Here is a 17,812-nt window from a genome sequence, read left to right as displayed (position 1 = left end):
AATTAGAGTCTGGTACTTACTTTTTTTACCATTTGATCTTTCCAAACGGCAAAATCTCCAGCAAGGATATGTTCTCTAGCTTGTTTCACCAACCAAAGATAAAAACTTAGGTTATGAATGCTCGCAATTTGTGCCGCCAATATCTCTTTACTGATGACCAAATGTCTCAAATAAGCTTTGGAGTAGAAAGTACTGACATGGCCACCAATAGCTGGGTCAATTGCAGAAAAATCATCTTTCCACTTCTCATTTCGGATGTTGATAATCCCTTCAGAGGTAAACAACATCCCATTTCTTGCATTCCTTGTTGGCATGACGCAATCAAACATATCCACTCCCAGCGCGATGCATTCGAGGATATTGGCAGGAGTTCCTACTCCCATTAAATAGCGAGGTTTTTCTGCAGGTAAAATATCTGTGACCAACTCAGTCATTTCGTACATCATTTCTGCGGGTTCCCCTACAGACAGACCACCAATTGCATTTCCTTCTTGATTGGTTGAGGCAATAAACTCAGCGCTTTGCTTTCGTAAGTCCTTGTAAACAGAGCCCTGAACAATTGGAAACAAGGTCTGGCTGTAGCCATACTTCCCTTCCGTCTCTTCGAATCGATCGATACACCTTTTTAGCCAGCGATGGGTCATTTCCATAGAATTCCTGGCATAACCGTATTCGCATGGATAAGGAGTACATTCATCAAATGCCATGATGATATCTGCTCCTATCGTTCGCTGGATATCCATGACATTCTCAGGTGTAAAATGATGCTTTGACCCATCAATATGGGATTTGAACATCACGCCATCCTCTTTGATCTTTCTTGTACCTGACAAAGAAAAAACCTGATACCCTCCACTATCAGTCAAAATAGGTTTTGTCCAGCCGTTGAATTTATGTAAGCCACCTGCTTTCTCCAGAATATCCAGTCCCGGCCGTAGATAAAGGTGATAGGTATTTCCAAGAATGATTTCAGCCTTTACATCATACATCAACTCTCTCTGATGAACAGCTTTGACCGAACCAGCTGTGCCCACCGGCATAAAAATCGGAGTCTGGATATCTCCATGATCCGTTTTAACTACTCCGGCACGTGCTTTACTTTTTGAATCTTGCTGTGATAAGGTGAACTTCATAGTGTTATGAACGCGATTGTTGACACAATCCGCAAATTGTATGATCTAGGCTACAAAAATATACGCTTATTCTTAAATGACTTGCTGAATTTGATTTTATATTTGCCCAGCAAAATTGACCTATGGGCCTATTTTTACTTTGGTTTTTCTTCGGTGTCGGAATATTGATTCAGATCATATACCTGTTGATCATATTTGGCCGTACCGCCTTTTATAAGTTATCTAAGTCCTCCTCAAATTCTCAAAATGAAGAAGGTGTGACTGTTTTGGTAGCAGCTCATAATGAGTTTCAAAACCTCAAAACACTGATCCCCAAACTCTTCGAACAGGATTATCCTAAATTTGATGTGATGGTAGTCAATGATAGGTCTACTGATCGCACCAAGAGATTGCTTGAGGAAATGATGGCTATTTATCCTCGCTTGAGGTCAGTCACGGTGAAATACACCCCTGACCATGTGACTTCCAAAAAGTTTGCCATGACGCTAGGCATCAAAGTCTCGAAAAATGATGTCATTTTGCTTACAGATGCCGATTGTGTTCCGAATTCAAATCAGTGGATCCGAAAAATGACTGCTCCTGTGCGAGAAAATGGAAAAACCTTTGCTTTGGGATTTTCGGGATATGAGAAAGTAAAAGGTTTTCTTAACAGCTGGATTCAATATGAAACCCTCTTGACAGCAATGTATTACCTGTCATTCGGACTATGGAAAGCTCCTTTCATGGGCGTGGGAAGAAACCTATGTTATCGTAGAAGCTTTTTCATGGAGGTCAAAGCTTTTAAAGGGTTTTGGCATATCGAAGGAGGAGATGATGATCTTTTTGTAAACCAGTATGCTACTGGTAAAAACACAGCTATTGTGTTAGATCCAGAAGCAAATACTGTTTCGAAACCCAAATTGACTTTCAAAGAATATTTAGTGCAAAAAAAGAGACATCTTCACGCAGGGAAATTTTACAGAGCTGAGGACAAACAAAAAATTGGTTTTTTCTCACTTTCTCATGCATTATTCTGGTTAGGAGGCTTTGGTTTACTTATTTATTTCGGAATTGATCAGAGTTGGGAACAATTTTTCATTGTTTTCGGTATTATTCTTTTAAGGTCTGTTATAGTAGTTGCCATATTTGCGTCAGCTAGTAAAAAGATCCAAGGCACCAATGCCCCAAAAAACAGCTGGATGCACGATTTCTTGTATTTAGGTTACTTTTGGATATTGGGCACTATCTCGCACCAGGCTAAAGACATCCAATGGAAATAAACGAAAGAGGTTTTTCAAATAAAGCATTAGAGGACTTTGCCCTAATCGATAAAGCGGTTCAGGACAAAGACCAGCAAGCGTATGCCAGCTTAATGAAGCGGTATAAGAAAGCCGTTTATTTCATGATTTTGAAAATGATCAGGGATGCAGATGATGCCGAGGATTTGACCATGGAGGCTTTTGCAAAAGCATTCAAAAATCTAGAGCGCTTCAAGAAAGACTACACCTTCAGTACCTGGCTTTTTAGAATCGCCACCAATAATACCATTGACTTCATCCGTAAGAAAAAACTCAAAACCATGAGTTTGAATAATACATTGACCGATGATGGAGGGAACTCTGTGAATATCGATGTGGAAGACGATGACAATAATCCTCAGGATGAATACATCAGAACCCAACGAATCGAGATGGTTAGGATTTTTGTGGATAAGCTCCCTGCGAAATATAGAAAACTGGTTCAGCTCCGCTATTTCGACGAACTTTCCTATGAGGAAATCGCTCAGGAACTGGACAAGCCACTCGGCACTGTCAAAGCTCAGCTTCATAGATCTCGCGAGCTTTTGTATGAAATAGCCTCCGGGAAAGAAAAACATATCTAATGAATCCAGGTGTAGAAATTATTCAAGGTTACTTTCCTGCGTTGACAGAAAAGCAAGTGGAGCAATTCTCCAAATTAGCTGATTTATATAGCGATTGGAATTCCAAAATCAATGTGATCAGCAGGAAAGACATGGAGCAGTTCTATGTTCATCATGTGCTTCACTCTTTGGGAATTTCTAAAGTGATGCAGTTTCAGCCAGGCACCAAAATCTTGGATATTGGAACTGGAGGAGGCTTTCCAGGAATTCCTTTGGCGATTTTATTTCCAGATTGTCATTTCCATTTGGTGGATTCAATTGGCAAGAAAATCACCGTGGTAAAAGACGTTGCGAAACAACTGAAGCTCAGCAATGTGGAAGCTCAGCAAGCTCGAGCTGAAGAATTGGTGCGTAAATATGATTTTGTAGTCAGTAGAGCCGTGACACGCATGGCAAATTTTTATCCTTGGGTAAAAAACAAAATCCGCAAAGAAGACATCAACGAATACCCTAATGGAATTCTTTATCTCAAAGGTGGAGATGTGGATGAAGAAATGGAAGAACTTGGAAAATCCTATGTTGTCTACCATTTAGAAGACTATTTCAAGGAAGATTTTTTTGAGACAAAAAAGGTTGTTTACATGCCTTGGGAGGATAAGAGATAAATTTTATCGAATCTAAAATCAATTATTAAAAGCCACAATTGCTACTTTTTGAGTTCGGTATAGAAAGAATCCATTTCCTTGGAAATTGACTTTTTGTGCAAGTTTTTACGATGGTTATTTTCTCCTTTCCAACTGAGACCCACATCTATTTCAATCGAAATAACATCATTTAACAAGTTAGTATTCGATTTTTAGTTAAAGGATTATTATACTAGCAGTGTTAAAATTTTCAATTGTTAAATAATTAGGTAATTGCCAATTTTTCAAAGGCTGAAACTACTTGATTTAAAGAATTTTTGATTCGTTTAAAAACTACTCTAGATGCAGAAGAGAAACTAATAGGCTCATCCTCTGCAAATTAGAAGTAAACAAATACATATAATAAAAGTACACAAAGAGATTTGGAAGTAAAGTACAATAATTTTCAACTGAACTTAATTCAATACTTTTTTTCCCAATACTCTGTCTAAACACCTTAAAGAAAGACGCTACATATAATGGTTCAACGGTAGTTATTTTTTTGATAAGGAGGTCTGTTAAAAAAAATATAGTTAAAAAATAAAACTAAATAAGATGAAATTTCTCATTTCATGCCTTCTCCTGGCTGCCATCACTTTTTCTACCCATGCCCAATCCAAACTTAATATCAGTGGCGTGGTGAAAGACACAACAAATAGCCCCCTAGATTACACCTCTGTGCTTCTTCTTACGCCCAAGGACTCTGCGTTGGTGGCATATACGCTTACGAATAAAGATGGGGAATATATATTCAAAAACGTTGATCGGCAGCCGTTACTGATCAAAGCCACCTATATGGGATATCTTCCTCTTCAAAAAGAATTGGTCCTCCCTGAAACAGGTGATTTGGAGGTTGAGGAGATTCAGTTGATGCCTATTTTACAGGAACTTTATGAGGTGGTAGTTAAGGCAGCAAAAGCGCCTTTGATGATGCGGGGAGACACTATCGAATATGATGCTAGCAAATTCAAAGTACCACCTGGAGCAACTTTAGAAGAATTGCTCCGAAAACTACCAGGAATAGAAATAGATAAGGATGGGAATATTGTAGCCCAAGGACAACAGGTCCAAAAGGTAACAATAGATGGAAGGCGTTTTTTTGGAGGAAATACAAAAATGGCCACCCAAAATTTGAATGCTGAGTCGATAAGCAAGCTTCAGCTTTTTGATGACAAATCAGAACAGTCAAAACTCACCGGGGTAGAAGATGGGGTGAAAGAGAAGACCTTAAACGTTGAGTTGAAAGAAGATGCAAAAAATGGAGGGTTTGGTAAGATTTCCGCAGCGGGAGGCACCGATGACAGGTGGAATGCTAATGCTTCTTTCAATAAGTTTGATAAAGTAAACCAATTTTCGATCATAGGGTATGGCAATAATGTCAATCAATCAGGCCTTAGTTTTGATGATTTACAGGAGTTTAGGGGAAGCAATGCCTTCCAATGGGGGGATACCGGAGATTTTGGGTTTAATGGAAGCGGTGGATCAAATGTCATCATTATTTCCGGAGGAGATGGTGAAGAATCTTTCGAAATACCCTTCAATAATCTCAATTCAGGCTATTCCAAAAATCAAGCTTTAGGAATAAATTATAATTATTTAAAAGATAAAAAGGACTTCAGCAGCAATTACTTTTTCAGCCGAAGCGATCAAATTCAAAGGAGTTTTAACAGTAGAACTACCTTTCTGCCAGACAATTCCTCTTTCACGTCGACCGATGAAAATTTACAAAATAATGTAGTGGGTCACCATCGGGTAAACCTTCGCTTTCAAAACGAATTAGACAGTGCGAATACAATCACAATAAATGCAAAAGGAAGATTAAGCTCACTAAGTACTAACCTGCTTAGCCACCAAGAGCTGATTCGCAGCAATATGGAGCAGAGCCAAATGGATCGGAACAATCAATCAGATAAATGGTCTGGTGCATTCCAAGGAACTGCAATCTACAGGCATAAATTCAAAAAGAGTGGGCGAAACTTTGCTGCTAGCATCAGTGATACATGGAGTAAAGCAGATCAGGATGGAATCCAAAAATCAGTCGTGGATTTGATGAACTCTACTGATCCAAATACCTATTTCAGAAATTTGGATCAAATAATCCAGGCCCTTAATGGTTCAAACCTGATCAAGTCAAGTCTCCTTTATGTGGAGCCTATCAAAAACAAATTCTTTGTAGAGACTTTTTACAACTTCAGCCAATCAAAGAGTGAAACAGATCGCCAAGTTTACGACGTGGAATCAAGAGATACGAATGAACTAAACCCTAATCTAAGCCGATTTTTTGACAATAAAATTACTTACAACAGGTTTGGGTCCAGCATCAGATATGCAAATAAAGGATCAAACTTAAGTGTGGGATTAGCTGCTTCAAACTACCGATTAAACGGGCAGTTCTCAGTATTAAAAGACAGTGAGGTTTTAGGAACTGTAGATAAAAGCTACCTGAATTTTACTCCTAATGTGACATACTGGAAAACAATGAAAGGTAACAAGAGATTCAATGCTAGTTATGCTACTGGTGTTACCCCTCCTAATATTTCAGATTTGCAGCCATACAAAGACATTTCCAATCCGCTATACGTCCGGGAGGGAAATCCTGATCTGGAGCCTCAAGTATCCCATACATTTAATACAGGCTTCAACATGTACGACCCTGCGACATTTGTGAGTTTACAATTTTCATTTAATTCAACGTTCTATCAAAGCCAGGTAGTTCAAAACCAAACCATTGATCCAGAAACATTAGTTACAACCTATAAGCCCGGCAATGTTTCCGGTGGACAGCGCTTTTTTCCATATCTGGGTTTCGGCTTCCCAATTGTAAAGACTAAAGCCACTGCCTATATATCTGCAAATCCATCTTATTCTAAAAGCCTTGCTCTGATAAATTCGATAGAAACTGAAACAGACACCTATAGTCACAACTTTGCAGTCAATTTCAACCTGACTCCTATAGATTGGTTCAGTCTCAATACAGGCTCTTCATACCGTCTTAGTAAAACTAAATACGAACAAAACCCTTCCCAAAATCAGGATATAATCAACTGGAGTGCCTACAGTAACATGAACATCAAGCTTCCAAAAGATTTTTACTTTGATGTAAAATTCAATTATAGCCGATATAAAAATGAAAGTTTTGGATTTGACCAAAATGTACCAATCCTGAATGCGTTTGTATATAAACTGATTGGCGAGGCAAAAAAATGGGAAGTGAGACTCTCTGCTTATGATATCTTCAAACAAAATCAAACAATCAGCCAGTATGCGGGACAAAATTTCGTTTCAACTGGAATGATCGAAACCTTGTCAAGGTATTTCCTTCTAGGCGTGACTTACAATATGCGAGGAATCGAAATTAAAAGCAGAAGATAACTTTAATTAACTATCAACACTAAAAACAATGAAATTGAAACTTCTCAATATCCTAGCACTGATCCTGATTACTACTGGACTTAGGGCCCAAAACATTGTAGGAGAGGTAGAATATAGGTACCGGATTTTCTATGATAAAATTTATTCTAGCATGCCTCACCTTACCCAGCAAGAAAAAGACAGAATTCTCCTTACTTGGAATAATCCTGAAGGCTATAGCACCCGAATGAAACTTCAATTCTGGCCTGAAAAAAGTCTATATACCTTTGGTGCTCCCTATGAGGTACAAAGCTACTCTTATCAGGTAGAGGATTACTTCATAGAAAACAACCTAAATGATCAGACCTATCTAAAATACATGGATCAAATGGGTAAAACTTTTATTGTCACTGATAGCTTAAATGCTCCAAAATGGAGAGTTATGAACGAAATCCGAGATATTCTTGGACATATGTGTATGAAAGCCGTGACAGAAGATAAAATTAGAGGGCAAAAGATTACCGCTTGGTTCGCCTCCGACATACCTGTTCCAACAGGTCCAGAGGAACAATTTGGATTACCTGGGTTGATTTTAGCTTATGATGTCAATGACGGAATGCTAATCGTAGAAGCTGAGAAAATTACATTTGGAGAACCGGAAGAAATCATTTCTCTACCTAAAAAAATGAAAGGTAGGGAAGTATCGGGTGCAAAATATCAGGAACTAATTCAAGAGTTTATCCAGACTTCCACTGACAGCAAAAGAGCTTGGATGTGGGAAATTCGATATTAAAAAGTTTGAGAAATGGACATAAGGAGAACTCTTCTAAACACTTACCCTAGATTAAGTCCGACTTAGAGTTTTTTTATTCAATTTTCTCTGACAATTACCTTCTTTTCCCTTGCCCTGTTTCGGAGATTAGCCCTAATTTGAAGTCTCAATTCCCGAAGCTGTATGTACTTAATTTTTGATACCGAAACAACCGGTCTTCCCCGCGATTACAATGCTCCCATGTCAGATGTGGACAACTGGCCTAGACTGGTTCAGCTTGCTTGGCAACTGCATGATGAGAAGGGGAATCTGATTTCAAATCATAATTACATCATCCGTCCGGAAGGGTTTACCATCCCTTATAATGCGGAGAAAGTCCATGGGATTTCAACCAAACGGGCATTAAAAGAAGGTCATGACCTGAAACAAATTCTAGGGATCTTTGAAGGGGCCGTAAGACAAGCAAAGTATCTGGTTGGCCATAACATTGAATTCGATATCAATGTAGTGGGCTCTGAGTACTTGAGAGCTGAGGCGACAATGCCTTTGACAGCTGATCCTCTTGATACCAAGGATATTTCCACTGAATTCTGTGCAATACCCGGAGGTAGAGGCGGCAAGTTCAAGTGGCCTACACTGACCGAACTTCATCAGAAACTTTTCGGAAAAGGTTTTGGGGATGCACACGATGCAGCCTATGATGTGGATGCCACTGCACGATGTTTCTTTGGGTTGATCACACATGGAGTTCAGGCACCTGAACCGGGAATTGCGATCAAAGATGTGGTCTATGAGGCTCCTAAACTAGCAGAAGCCAACTTTGCCCAAGCAAAAGACTCCCAAAAGGCAGCTGCCAAAGAAGTCCTAAAGCAAGCTGGAAAAGCTGATATTTCTGATTTGACAGATGTGCCATTTACACATCTTCATGTACACAGTCAGTACTCAGTTCTTCAGGCTACTTCGGAAATCCCAGCATTGGTATCCAGAGCAAAAGAGCTTGGAATGCAGGCTATTGCAATGACAGATCATGGCAATATGATGGGAGCTTTTCACTTTGTGAAAGAGGCTATGGGCAAAGAAATCAAGCCTATTCTGGGTTGTGAATTTAACCTTTGCAGAGATAGAAAAAACAAAGCAAACAAAGACGATGGCTTCCAAACTGTACTCTTGGCAAAAAACAAAGCCGGGTATCATAACCTAGCAAAACTTGCTTCTTATGCGAATATTGAAGGGTTTTACTATGTCCCTCGTATCGATAGAGATGTCTTAGTTCAATACAAAGAAAACCTTATTGCCACCACAGGTGGTCTTTGGGGGGAAATTCCATTTCTGATTCTTAACGTCGGCGAAACTCAAGCTGAAGAGGCTTTTCTCTGGTGGAAGGAACAGTTTGGAGAAGATTTTTATGTGGAATTGAGTAGACATGGAATCCCAGAAGAGGAAAAAGTAAATGAGGTTTTACTTGAGTTTGCCAAGAAATATGATGTAAAATACTTTGCTGCCAATAACTCCTATTACACTGAAAAATCTGATGCAAAAGCTCATGATGTGCTCCTTTGTGTAAAGGATGGAGAGCTTGTAGAAAAGCCGAAAAAATACATAGGGAAAAGAGGGCGCGAGTTTAGATATGGATTCCCAAATGATGAGTTCTACATCAAGAGTCCAGAAGAAATGAAAAAACTCTTCGCAGACCTGCCTGAAGCAATTGAATGCACTCAGGAAATTGTAGAAAAGATCGAGGGGTACAAGCTAGCCCGAGAAGTACTCCTACCGAAATTCGATATCCCAGATGAATTCAAGCATCCAGAGGATGATGTAGATGGAGGAAAGCGTGGAGAAAATGCTTACTTGAGGCATTTGACTTATGAAGGTGCCAAGAAAAGGTACAAGGAAATAACTCCTGAGATCCAAGAGCGATTGGATTTTGAGTTAGCAACAATTCAAAATACTGGATACCCTGGTTACTTTTTGATTGTACAGGATTTCACTCGAGCCGCTAGAGAAATGGGTGTATCAGTTGGTCCTGGCCGTGGATCTGCAGCGGGATCAGCCGTAGCCTATTGTGTAGGAATCACTAATGTTGATCCGATTGCGTACGATCTCCTTTTTGAGAGATTCCTAAATCCGGACCGGGTTTCACTTCCCGATATTGATATTGACTTTGATGATGAAGGGCGCCAGTCAGTTATTGATTATGTAATCAAAAAATATGGCTCAAATCAAGTAGCTCAAATCATCACTTACGGTACCATGGCAGCAAAATCAGCTATCCGTGATACTGCCCGAGTTTTAAATTTACCACTTGCAGAAGCTGGAAGATTGGCAAACCTTGTTCCTGACATCAAGTTAAAAGCACTTTTTGGGTTGGCTGGAAATCGAGCTGCCCTCTCAGACAAACTCAAAGGTCAAGGTGAGCTGATTGCAAAAGCAGATGAATTGATCCGGATTTCAAAAGGTCAGGATGAATCTGCAAAAACAATCAATCAGGCGACCATGCTTGAGGGCTCTGTACGAAATCTTGGAATCCACGCCTGCGGTGTAATCATCACTCCTGATGACATCACCAATTTCGTTCCGGTGGCACTTGCAAAGGACTCGGATATGGTTTGTACTCAGTTTGACAACTCCGTGGTAGAGTCAGCTGGACTTTTGAAAATGGACTTTTTGGGTTTAAAAACCCTGACTTTGATCAAAACTGCCATCAAGATTGTCAAGGAAAGGCATGGAATTGAACTGGATGCTGACAATTTTCCTATTGACGATGATAAGACCTATGAGCTTTTCCAGCGAGGAGAAACAGTTGGTATTTTCCAATACGAATCTGCCGGTATGCAGAAATACATGCGTGAGCTGAAACCGACGGTATTTGCAGATTTGATTGCCATGAATGCACTTTACCGTCCAGGCCCATTGGCATACATTCCTTCATTTATTAAGAGAAAGCATGGGACTGAGCCGATCGAATACGATCTGGAAGACATGAAGGAATACCTTGAAGAAACCTATGGAATTACGGTTTATCAGGAACAGGTTATGCTTCTATCCCAGAAGTTGGCGGGATTTACCAAAGGTGAAGCCGACGTATTGCGTAAGGCTATGGGTAAAAAACAAAAAGACGTGTTGGATAAAATGAAGCCTAAATTTATCGAACAGGCTTCTGCAAAAGGACACGATGCTAAAAAGCTTGCCAAAATCTGGACTGACTGGGAAGCATTCGCATCCTATGCTTTCAACAAATCCCATTCAACTTGTTATGCTTGGATAGCCTATCAAACAGCCTATTTAAAAGCTCATTATCCAGCTGAGTACCTTGCTTCGGTTTTGAGTAACAACATGAATGATATTTCTCAAGTCACATTCTTTATGGAGGAATGTAAGCGGGCAAACATTCCTGTTTTGGGACCTGATGTCAATGAATCAAAAAGTGGTTTTACGGTGAATGCCGCTGGCGAAATCCGCTTTGGAATGGCTGCTATCAAAGGTGCTGGATCAGCTGCTGTCGAAGAAATAATCAAAGAGCGAGAAGCAAACGGACCGTTTAAAAACATCTTTGACTTTGCGAAGCGAGTTAGCTCCAAAGCATTAAATAAGAAAACCATGGAAGCACTTGCCATGGCTGGAGGTTTTGATTGCTTCAAAGAGCATCACAGGAGACAATATCTGGAGGCACCGGACGGAGATTTGACATTGATCGAAAAAGCGACCAAATACGCTCAAAAGGTACAACAAGAAGAAGAAAGCGCTCAAGTGAGTCTCTTCGGAGGTGGCGGAGGAAGTATGGATATTCCTTTACCTTCAGTTGCACCCATGGAGCCTTTTTCCCAATTGCAGCAGCTCAATATAGAAAAGGAAGTGGTGGGGCTTTATATTTCAGGCCATCCTTTAGACCAATATCGCCTTGAGATCGAGTCTTTTACCAATGCGAATCTGCCAGAACTTAACGATCTGGAAAGCCTCAAAAACAAAAAGGAGTTAAAGATTGCTGGTTCTGTCAGCAGTTTTGCTCACCGAACAACCAAAAATGGTAAACCCTTTGGCACTTTGACTTTGGAAGATTACCATGGAGGATTTACCTTTTTCCTTTTTGGCGAAGATTACGTCAAGTTTAAAGAATACTTTATGACTGGATGGTTTCTCTTCCTTTCTGGTCAGGTTGTAGGAAAGAAATGGGCAGAAAATGAATTGGAATTCAAGATTACCAATATCATGCTATTGAGTGAGGTCAGAGGAAAGATGGTCAAAGGTCTCCGTGTAAATATAGACTTAGACGATTTGTCATTGGATCTAATGGAAAAACTAGAAGCTATCACAGAAAAATATAAAGGAGACGCAAAACTGTATTTTGATGTAGTGGACCGTAAAGAAAATATTGCTTTGGAGCTGTTTTCAAAGAAATTTTCAATTGATCCAAGTGCTGATATGATTAAAGAGCTGAAAGAGATTCCAGAAGTGATTTATAAGGTGATTTAAACCAAGATCTTTATATTCAAAATTAAAGCTGAGGCAGAAGAATTCTACCTCAGCTATTTTTTTCACTAGATAGTTTAGTTATCTTAACTACCTGAAAACTAAATCAAAATGAAAAAATATCTCATATTACTTTTTAGTTTGCTCTACCTAATTGCTTGTACTGAAGAAGAAAATCCTGTAGCAGTTCAGGAAGATTTTGATATTCTCAATCTCGATTCACTTTTAAATCATATAGTAAAAAATCCATCTGGAAAATTGAAATCCAAAACAATGCAATTGCAAAACAACATTAGCTTGGAGGAATTTTATTATAACAATGCAGGAGATTCCATTCTGACTATCAAAACATATGAACCCAATGTCAATTATACCTATTCAGTTCACCATTACAATGATCAGGGGCACATCATTTATTCAAAAAACTATTTTACTGATAATGGGCTTTTGAAATATTTTAACTCGACCCAATATCAATATACAGACTTCAACGAAATTGCCAGTATCAGCAGAGTAAATAATGATTCCTTTACTCAAATCCTTGAATTCTTTTTTGATGAAAACAAACGAAAGATAATGATGATTGGCAGATTACCTTTTGCTGGTGAAAAAATTGAATTGGTTTACGAAAATCCAGGAAGCGAAAAAGTGGTTAAGGAATATTTCTATTGGGATAAAACGGCGGGATCACCTTATTATAACTATCAGATTAACTACGATGAAATGGGTAGAATTATTTCAAAGACAGTTTCTGAAAAAGAAAACTCAGAAGTATTAAAATATTTCTATGATGAAATGGGAAGAATAAAAGAAGAGATATATTTCGATTTACATTTTGGACAACAGGAAATTGGAAAAGCTAACTACACGTATTATGATTAAAGCATTTATTATCGATAAGGCGGTATTTCTTAATATTTCTAATAGAATATTAATTTCTTCTATAAGTCATAGACAAAAAATTCAAATCACTCGGAACTTATTATTCTTCAATCGGCTTTTGCTCATATATTTGAAAAAATAAAGCAAATCTAAACTAAACATACAATGGGAAAAGCAATTGAAATCACTGATGCTAACTTCGAAGAAATTATCAAATCCGAACAACCAATCTTGGTAGATTTCTGGGCAGAGTGGTGTGGACCTTGTAAAATGATTGGTCCAGTAGTAGAAGAACTAGCTGGTGATTATGACGGAAAAGCTGTAATTGGCAAAGTGGATGTGGATGCAAACCCATCTGTAGCGCAGGCTTTCGGTATCAGATCTATTCCTACCCTTCTTTTCTTCAAAGGAGGCCAAATCGTAGACAAACAAGTAGGTGCAGTGCCTAAAGCCGTTTTGGCTCAGAAGCTAGATGCACAACTGTAATTATTAATTACACAATACCTTTAGAGGCCGCAAGGAAAACCTTGCGGCTTTTTTTATCTTAATGCTCTGATGCAAGAAAAACTGATTTCACTGGAAGAGTTTTGGGAGCTTCGTAAAAGTATACCTGTCGTCGATGCAAGAAGTGAAGGGGAATTTTTACAAAGTCATATTCCTGAAGCCACTAACCTCCCCATTTTAACCAATGAGGAAAGGGTAATTGTGGGTACTCTTTACAAAGAAAAAGGATCTTTGGCTGCAACAGTTAAAGGTTTTGAATTAGTTGGACCCAGATTTCATGAAATTCAAAAGTCAGCAATCCAACAGTTTGAAAAAGGTCAAATAATAGTCTATTGCTGGAGAGGTGGTATGAGAAGCCAAATCCTTTCCTGGCTATTAAGCATGATTGGATTTGAAGTGTTTCGACTAAAAGGTGGATACAAAACCTACAGGACTTTTACGTTTGAAGAAGTCAGAAAAAACTGGAGTCTTTTGCTCTTAGGAGGTAAAACTGGAGTTGGAAAAACTCGAATCCTCAAAGAGCTTGAAAAACAAGGAGAGCAAATTCTTGATTTGGAGAATTTAGCGAATCACAGAGGTTCAGCTTTTGGAGCTATCGGTCAGAAACCTCAACCAAGTGTGGAGCAATTTGAAAACCTAATGGCTGAAGAGCTTAGAAACAAAGATCCTGAGCAAATAATCTGGGTAGAAAACGAAAGTAGAAGAATAGGCAAGATTGTCATCAATGACCATTTTTTCCATTTGATGGAAAGCTCCCCTATTCTGGACATTAGAAAGTCCGATGAAGAAAGGATCCAGCTGATTCAGGAGGAATATTCAATGCTTCCCAAAGAAGAGCTTATTGCAGCTGTTAATAGACTTAAAAAGAAATTGGGAGGATTGAGGACTACCGAGGCGATTGAAGATATTATAAATGAAAATCATACTTCTTGGATCGCAAACCTCTTGATTTATTACGATAAGACTTACCAATTTGACCTAGAAAGACATGAGCCATCCATGGTGGAAATACTCGATCTTTCCGGAAAAGACTTATCAGAATCTTGCCAACTATTATTGAATACCAAAAACCAAATCAATGGAAAACTTACCAACCCGACTCACTGAATGGAGTGAAGGATCAGGATGTGGATGTAAAATAGCACCAGCAATCCTCGACCAGATTTTATCCGCCAGTGGATCATTTTCTCAAGCTGACCCAAATCTTTTGGTAGGAAATTCAGGGAAAGATGATGCGGCAGTTTATCAGGTTTCGGAGGATATCGCATTTATAAATACTGTAGATTTTTTCACTCCGATTGTCGATGACCCTTTTGATTTTGGAAGAATCGCAGCAGCTAATGCAATCTCGGATGTTTATGCCATGGGCGGAAAACCTGTTTTTGCCAACGCTATATTAAGCTGGCCGGTAGAGAAGCTTGCACCCGAACTTGCAGCAAAGGTCATGGAAGGAGCAAAAAGTATTTGCAAAGCTGCTGGAATCGAACTGGCAGGTGGACATTCCATTGCTGCCAAAGACCCTATTTTTGGGCTATCAGTTAATGGCATCGTTCATCCTAGAAAAATCAAAACCAACAAAGGTGCAAAAGCTGGCGATATTATTTACCTGACCAAACCATTGGGAATCGGAGTTTTGGCAACTGCATTAAAAAGACAAAAAATCAAGGAGCCAGATTACCTCAACTTGCTGGATACTGCCTGTAGATTAAATTCGATAGGGGAAATCATTGGAAACCACGAGGAAGTTCATGCAATGACTGATGTGACTGGATTTGGGTTACTTGGTCACCTTACAGAAATGTGTGAAGCTGCAGAAGTTTCTGCAGAAATAGAATTGCATAAACTTCCCTTGATAGAGGGAATTCAGGAATATATCAATCAGTTTATTTTTCCTGATAATACCTATCGAAACTGGAATGCTTACAGCGCTAAAACAAAAGGTGTAGTAGGAATGGATCTTGTAAAGCTTTGTGATCCACAGACCAGTGGCGGGCTCATGCTGGCAGTAGATCCAGCAAATCAAGCTTGGTTTAGGGATGCGATGAAGCAACAAGGCCAAGTCATTTGGGAAATCGGAAAGTTTATAAAAAAAGGAGAGTTTGTCGTTGAAGTCAAATAAAAAAAGCCAGCAAATCTAGCTGGCTTTACTTTTTATAGTTTGAATAAAATTAAACCAATGGGGAAACACCTCCACTTACCATAAACTTCATTACATCGGAGCTTTTTACTCCTGTCAGAGGAGTTACTTTTTCTTTTGGCACCAAGAATACATTTCCAGACACATTGTAGCTATGAGGGAAGTAAACAGCTACCAAATCAGCTTCTCCGATAATAGACATATCCTCTTGTGTGATAAATCCCAGTCTCATCAGGGTATCGCTGATCTGAACTTTCACCGGGGAAGAAAATTTCTTTTTATCTCCTACAAAAGCCCCCATCAAATCCTTGATACTGGTATAGATAAGATTCACTAAAGGAATTCTGATTAGGCCTCTTTCTAGCCAATCAAAAAGAGGTTTTGCGAAGAACAAACTTGCCAAATATCCAACAAATGTAATCAGGGCCAAGACCATCAAAATCCCAATTCCAGGAATCGGAACAGGTATCAGATTATCTAAAAAAAGAATGGTCTGGAAAATAATATAGATAGTAACCACTACCGGGGTGACAAATAATAAACCTCTCAAGAAATAAGAGAGAATACGCTTGTACGTGAAAGCCATGGGTATAAATTTAAAATCCTGATTATTGCTCAATAATAATCAGGATTTTTGTTCGAATTTAGATTAGATCAATTTTTTCAAATCAGTCTGGCAAAATTTTCACCTTGACACTTTTGTAATATACTACTGAGTTTGGATCATGTGCTTGCAAAGCAATGGTTCCGTGATCTAGTTTTTTGGTACCAAGATCACCCTCTCTATCTTCACTTTCATCATATTCGTTAATGACTTTACCATTAACCAAAACAGTCACCTGATCTCCCTTAACAATGATTGTTTCAGTATACCATTCGTCATCCTTCACAAAAGTTTCTTTTACATCTTTAAAAGAATAAACACTACCGGTTTTTCTCCAATCTCCATGGCTTTGATTCACCTGGATTTCATGACCGATATTTGGCCATCCTTTCTCTTGAAACTCTGTATGGATAAAAATTCCTGAGTTAGCCTGAGGCATGGTTTTCAATTCCACTTGCAGTTCAAAATTATTGAAGTCGTGATCTCCTACTGCACCTTCGTAAAACATATGTCCTCTTGGACCATTTACTTTCAGAAGACCATCTTCGATTGAAAATGAGCCTGGGTTTTCGGAAATTTTCCATCCGTCAAAATTCTTTCCATTGAAAAGCTCAATCCATTCTCCACTCTGTGCTGAAAGAGACATGGAAATTAAAAAACAGGCAATTAGTGAAAATAGATTTTTCATAGTAATAGTATTTAATGGGTTAGAACTGAAATTTAAAGCCAATTGCTGAATAATCCCCTACTCCTAAAATAAAAAGCCCGAAGATTTATTTCTTCGGGCTTTAAGTATTTTGAATGTAAGCTATTGCCTGATTCTTACAAATCAATTCCCATAAAGGACATGAAGGCAATACCCATCAAACCTGTCAAAAGCATGGTAATACCCAAACCTTTTAATCCATTAGGAACATTTGAGTATTTCAATTTCTCACGGATTGCAGCCAAAGCTACAATCGCCAAGCAGAAGCCTGTACCTGAACCGAAACCATAAACACTGGCTTCAGCTAAAGTATAATCTCTTTGAGCCATGAATAAAGATCCACCCAAAATCGCACAGTTTACCGCGATCAAAGGAAGGAAGATACCCAAGGCACCATAAAGTGCAGGAGCAAATTTCTCAACTACCATTTCCACAAGCTGAACCATGGCAGCGATAATAGCGATGAACATGATGAATCTCAAAAAAGAAAGGTCAACAGATGCAAGATCCGCCATTGCCCAAGACAAAGCACCTTCTTTCAATACATATTCATTCAAAAGCCAGTTGACAGGCACTGTTACAGTCAATACGAAGATAACTGCAGCACCCAAACCGATGGCTGTACTTACTTTTTTCGAAACCGCCAGGAAAGAACACATTCCAAGGAAGTAAGCGAAAATCATATTGTCGATAAAGATCGACCGAATTCCTAAGCTAAATAATTCCATTTTTC

General features: G+C 38.9%; 14 protein-coding genes. 10 read left to right on the top strand and 4 right to left on the bottom strand.

Translation table 11 applies throughout. The features are described 5' to 3' along the window. Positions 1 to 2 precede the first annotated feature (2 nt). On the bottom strand, positions 3 to 1,133 hold the full coding sequence (tgt, locus tag J0A69_RS06680; RefSeq protein ID WP_206585735.1) for a tRNA guanosine(34) transglycosylase Tgt: 1,131 nt from the start codon (positions 1,131 to 1,133) through the stop codon (positions 3 to 5). Between the two features lie 122 nt (positions 1,134 to 1,255). On the opposite strand from tgt, the gene J0A69_RS06675 reads away from it, so the two are divergent. The 10 genes from J0A69_RS06675 (at position 1,256) to selD (ending at position 15,751) form a co-directional block, all read left to right on the top strand. Next, the gene (locus J0A69_RS06675) at positions 1,256 to 2,392 is read left to right on the top strand and encodes a glycosyltransferase (protein ID WP_206585734.1); all 1,137 of its coding nucleotides are present in this window, start codon (positions 1,256 to 1,258) and stop codon (positions 2,390 to 2,392) included. Further along, positions 2,383 to 2,994 (top strand): sigma-70 family RNA polymerase sigma factor, encoded by a 612-nt coding sequence (locus J0A69_RS06670; protein WP_206585733.1) that lies wholly within the window; start codon positions 2,383 to 2,385, stop codon positions 2,992 to 2,994. Before J0A69_RS06675 ends, J0A69_RS06670 begins: the two co-directional genes overlap by 10 nt. Beyond that, entirely contained in the window at positions 2,994 to 3,638 is a 645-nt protein-coding gene (gene rsmG, locus J0A69_RS06665; protein ID WP_206585732.1) for a 16S rRNA (guanine(527)-N(7))-methyltransferase RsmG, read from the top strand. Before J0A69_RS06670 ends, rsmG begins: the two co-directional genes overlap by 1 nt. A gap of 573 nt (positions 3,639 to 4,211) precedes the next feature. Beyond that, the gene (locus J0A69_RS06660) at positions 4,212 to 7,028 is read left to right on the top strand and encodes an outer membrane beta-barrel protein (protein ID WP_206585731.1); all 2,817 of its coding nucleotides are present in this window, start codon (positions 4,212 to 4,214) and stop codon (positions 7,026 to 7,028) included. A gap of 28 nt (positions 7,029 to 7,056) precedes the next feature. After that, complete coding sequence (locus tag J0A69_RS06655) at positions 7,057 to 7,800, top strand: GLPGLI family protein (RefSeq protein ID WP_206585730.1); 744 nt, start codon at positions 7,057 to 7,059, stop codon at positions 7,798 to 7,800. Between the two features lie 162 nt (positions 7,801 to 7,962). Beyond that, complete coding sequence (gene dnaE, locus J0A69_RS06650) at positions 7,963 to 12,249, top strand: DNA polymerase III subunit alpha (protein WP_206585729.1); 4,287 nt, start codon at positions 7,963 to 7,965, stop codon at positions 12,247 to 12,249. Between the two features lie 108 nt (positions 12,250 to 12,357). Continuing rightward, the gene (locus tag J0A69_RS06645; protein WP_206585728.1) at positions 12,358 to 13,128 is read left to right on the top strand and encodes a hypothetical protein; all 771 of its coding nucleotides are present in this window, start codon (positions 12,358 to 12,360) and stop codon (positions 13,126 to 13,128) included. Between the two features lie 165 nt (positions 13,129 to 13,293). Continuing rightward, positions 13,294 to 13,614 carry a thioredoxin gene (gene trxA, locus J0A69_RS06640; RefSeq protein WP_206585727.1) on the top strand — a complete coding sequence of 107 codons (321 nt, stop codon included), beginning with the start codon at positions 13,294 to 13,296 and terminating at the stop codon, positions 13,612 to 13,614. Positions 13,615 to 13,683: 69 nt separating this feature from the next. Further along, positions 13,684 to 14,739, top strand: a complete 1,056-nt coding sequence (mnmH, locus tag J0A69_RS06635; protein ID WP_206585726.1) for a tRNA 2-selenouridine(34) synthase MnmH — start codon at positions 13,684 to 13,686, stop codon at positions 14,737 to 14,739. After that, the gene (gene selD / locus J0A69_RS06630; RefSeq protein ID WP_206585725.1) at positions 14,711 to 15,751 is read left to right on the top strand and encodes a selenide, water dikinase SelD; all 1,041 of its coding nucleotides are present in this window, start codon (positions 14,711 to 14,713) and stop codon (positions 15,749 to 15,751) included. The genes mnmH and selD overlap by 29 nt, the downstream gene beginning before the upstream one ends. 49 nt (positions 15,752 to 15,800) lie before the next feature. Here selD and J0A69_RS06625 read toward each other — a convergent pair whose 3' ends face one another. From J0A69_RS06625 to nqrE, 3 genes are all read right to left on the bottom strand, one after another. Beyond that, complete coding sequence (locus J0A69_RS06625) at positions 15,801 to 16,355, bottom strand: DUF502 domain-containing protein (RefSeq protein ID WP_206585724.1); 555 nt, start codon at positions 16,353 to 16,355, stop codon at positions 15,801 to 15,803. Positions 16,356 to 16,437: 82 nt separating this feature from the next. After that, complete coding sequence (locus J0A69_RS06620; protein WP_206585723.1) at positions 16,438 to 17,061, bottom strand: 3-keto-disaccharide hydrolase; 624 nt, start codon at positions 17,059 to 17,061, stop codon at positions 16,438 to 16,440. Positions 17,062 to 17,195: 134 nt separating this feature from the next. After that, the gene (gene nqrE / locus J0A69_RS06615) at positions 17,196 to 17,807 is read right to left on the bottom strand and encodes an NADH:ubiquinone reductase (Na(+)-transporting) subunit E (RefSeq protein WP_206585722.1); all 612 of its coding nucleotides are present in this window, start codon (positions 17,805 to 17,807) and stop codon (positions 17,196 to 17,198) included. Positions 17,808 to 17,812: the final 5 nt, after the last annotated feature.

The sequence above is a fragment of the Algoriphagus pacificus genome (assembly GCF_017254845.1).
Taxonomy (GTDB): Bacteria; Bacteroidota; Bacteroidia; order Cytophagales; family Cyclobacteriaceae; genus Algoriphagus; species Algoriphagus pacificus.
Note: the sequence above shows the minus strand (reverse complement) of the source record. Positions and strands in the feature narration are given on the sequence as shown.

Coding starts and splice junctions, on each gene's coding strand:
- tgt (WP_206585735.1), bottom strand. CDS start 1,133: ATGAAGTTCACCTTATCACAGCAAGATTCAAAAAGTAAAGCACGTGCC.
- J0A69_RS06675 (WP_206585734.1), top strand. CDS start 1,256: ATGGGCCTATTTTTACTTTGGTTTTTCTTCGGTGTCGGAATATTGATT.
- J0A69_RS06670 (WP_206585733.1), top strand. CDS start 2,383: ATGGAAATAAACGAAAGAGGTTTTTCAAATAAAGCATTAGAGGACTTT.
- rsmG (WP_206585732.1), top strand. CDS start 2,994: ATGAATCCAGGTGTAGAAATTATTCAAGGTTACTTTCCTGCGTTGACA.
- J0A69_RS06660 (WP_206585731.1), top strand. CDS start 4,212: ATGAAATTTCTCATTTCATGCCTTCTCCTGGCTGCCATCACTTTTTCT.
- J0A69_RS06655 (WP_206585730.1), top strand. CDS start 7,057: ATGAAATTGAAACTTCTCAATATCCTAGCACTGATCCTGATTACTACT.
- dnaE (WP_206585729.1), top strand. CDS start 7,963: ATGTACTTAATTTTTGATACCGAAACAACCGGTCTTCCCCGCGATTAC.
- J0A69_RS06645 (WP_206585728.1), top strand. CDS start 12,358: ATGAAAAAATATCTCATATTACTTTTTAGTTTGCTCTACCTAATTGCT.
- trxA (WP_206585727.1), top strand. CDS start 13,294: ATGGGAAAAGCAATTGAAATCACTGATGCTAACTTCGAAGAAATTATC.
- mnmH (WP_206585726.1), top strand. CDS start 13,684: ATGCAAGAAAAACTGATTTCACTGGAAGAGTTTTGGGAGCTTCGTAAA.
- selD (WP_206585725.1), top strand. CDS start 14,711: ATGGAAAACTTACCAACCCGACTCACTGAATGGAGTGAAGGATCAGGA.
- J0A69_RS06625 (WP_206585724.1), bottom strand. CDS start 16,355: ATGGCTTTCACGTACAAGCGTATTCTCTCTTATTTCTTGAGAGGTTTA.
- J0A69_RS06620 (WP_206585723.1), bottom strand. CDS start 17,061: ATGAAAAATCTATTTTCACTAATTGCCTGTTTTTTAATTTCCATGTCT.
- nqrE (WP_206585722.1), bottom strand. CDS start 17,807: ATGGAATTATTTAGCTTAGGAATTCGGTCGATCTTTATCGACAATATG.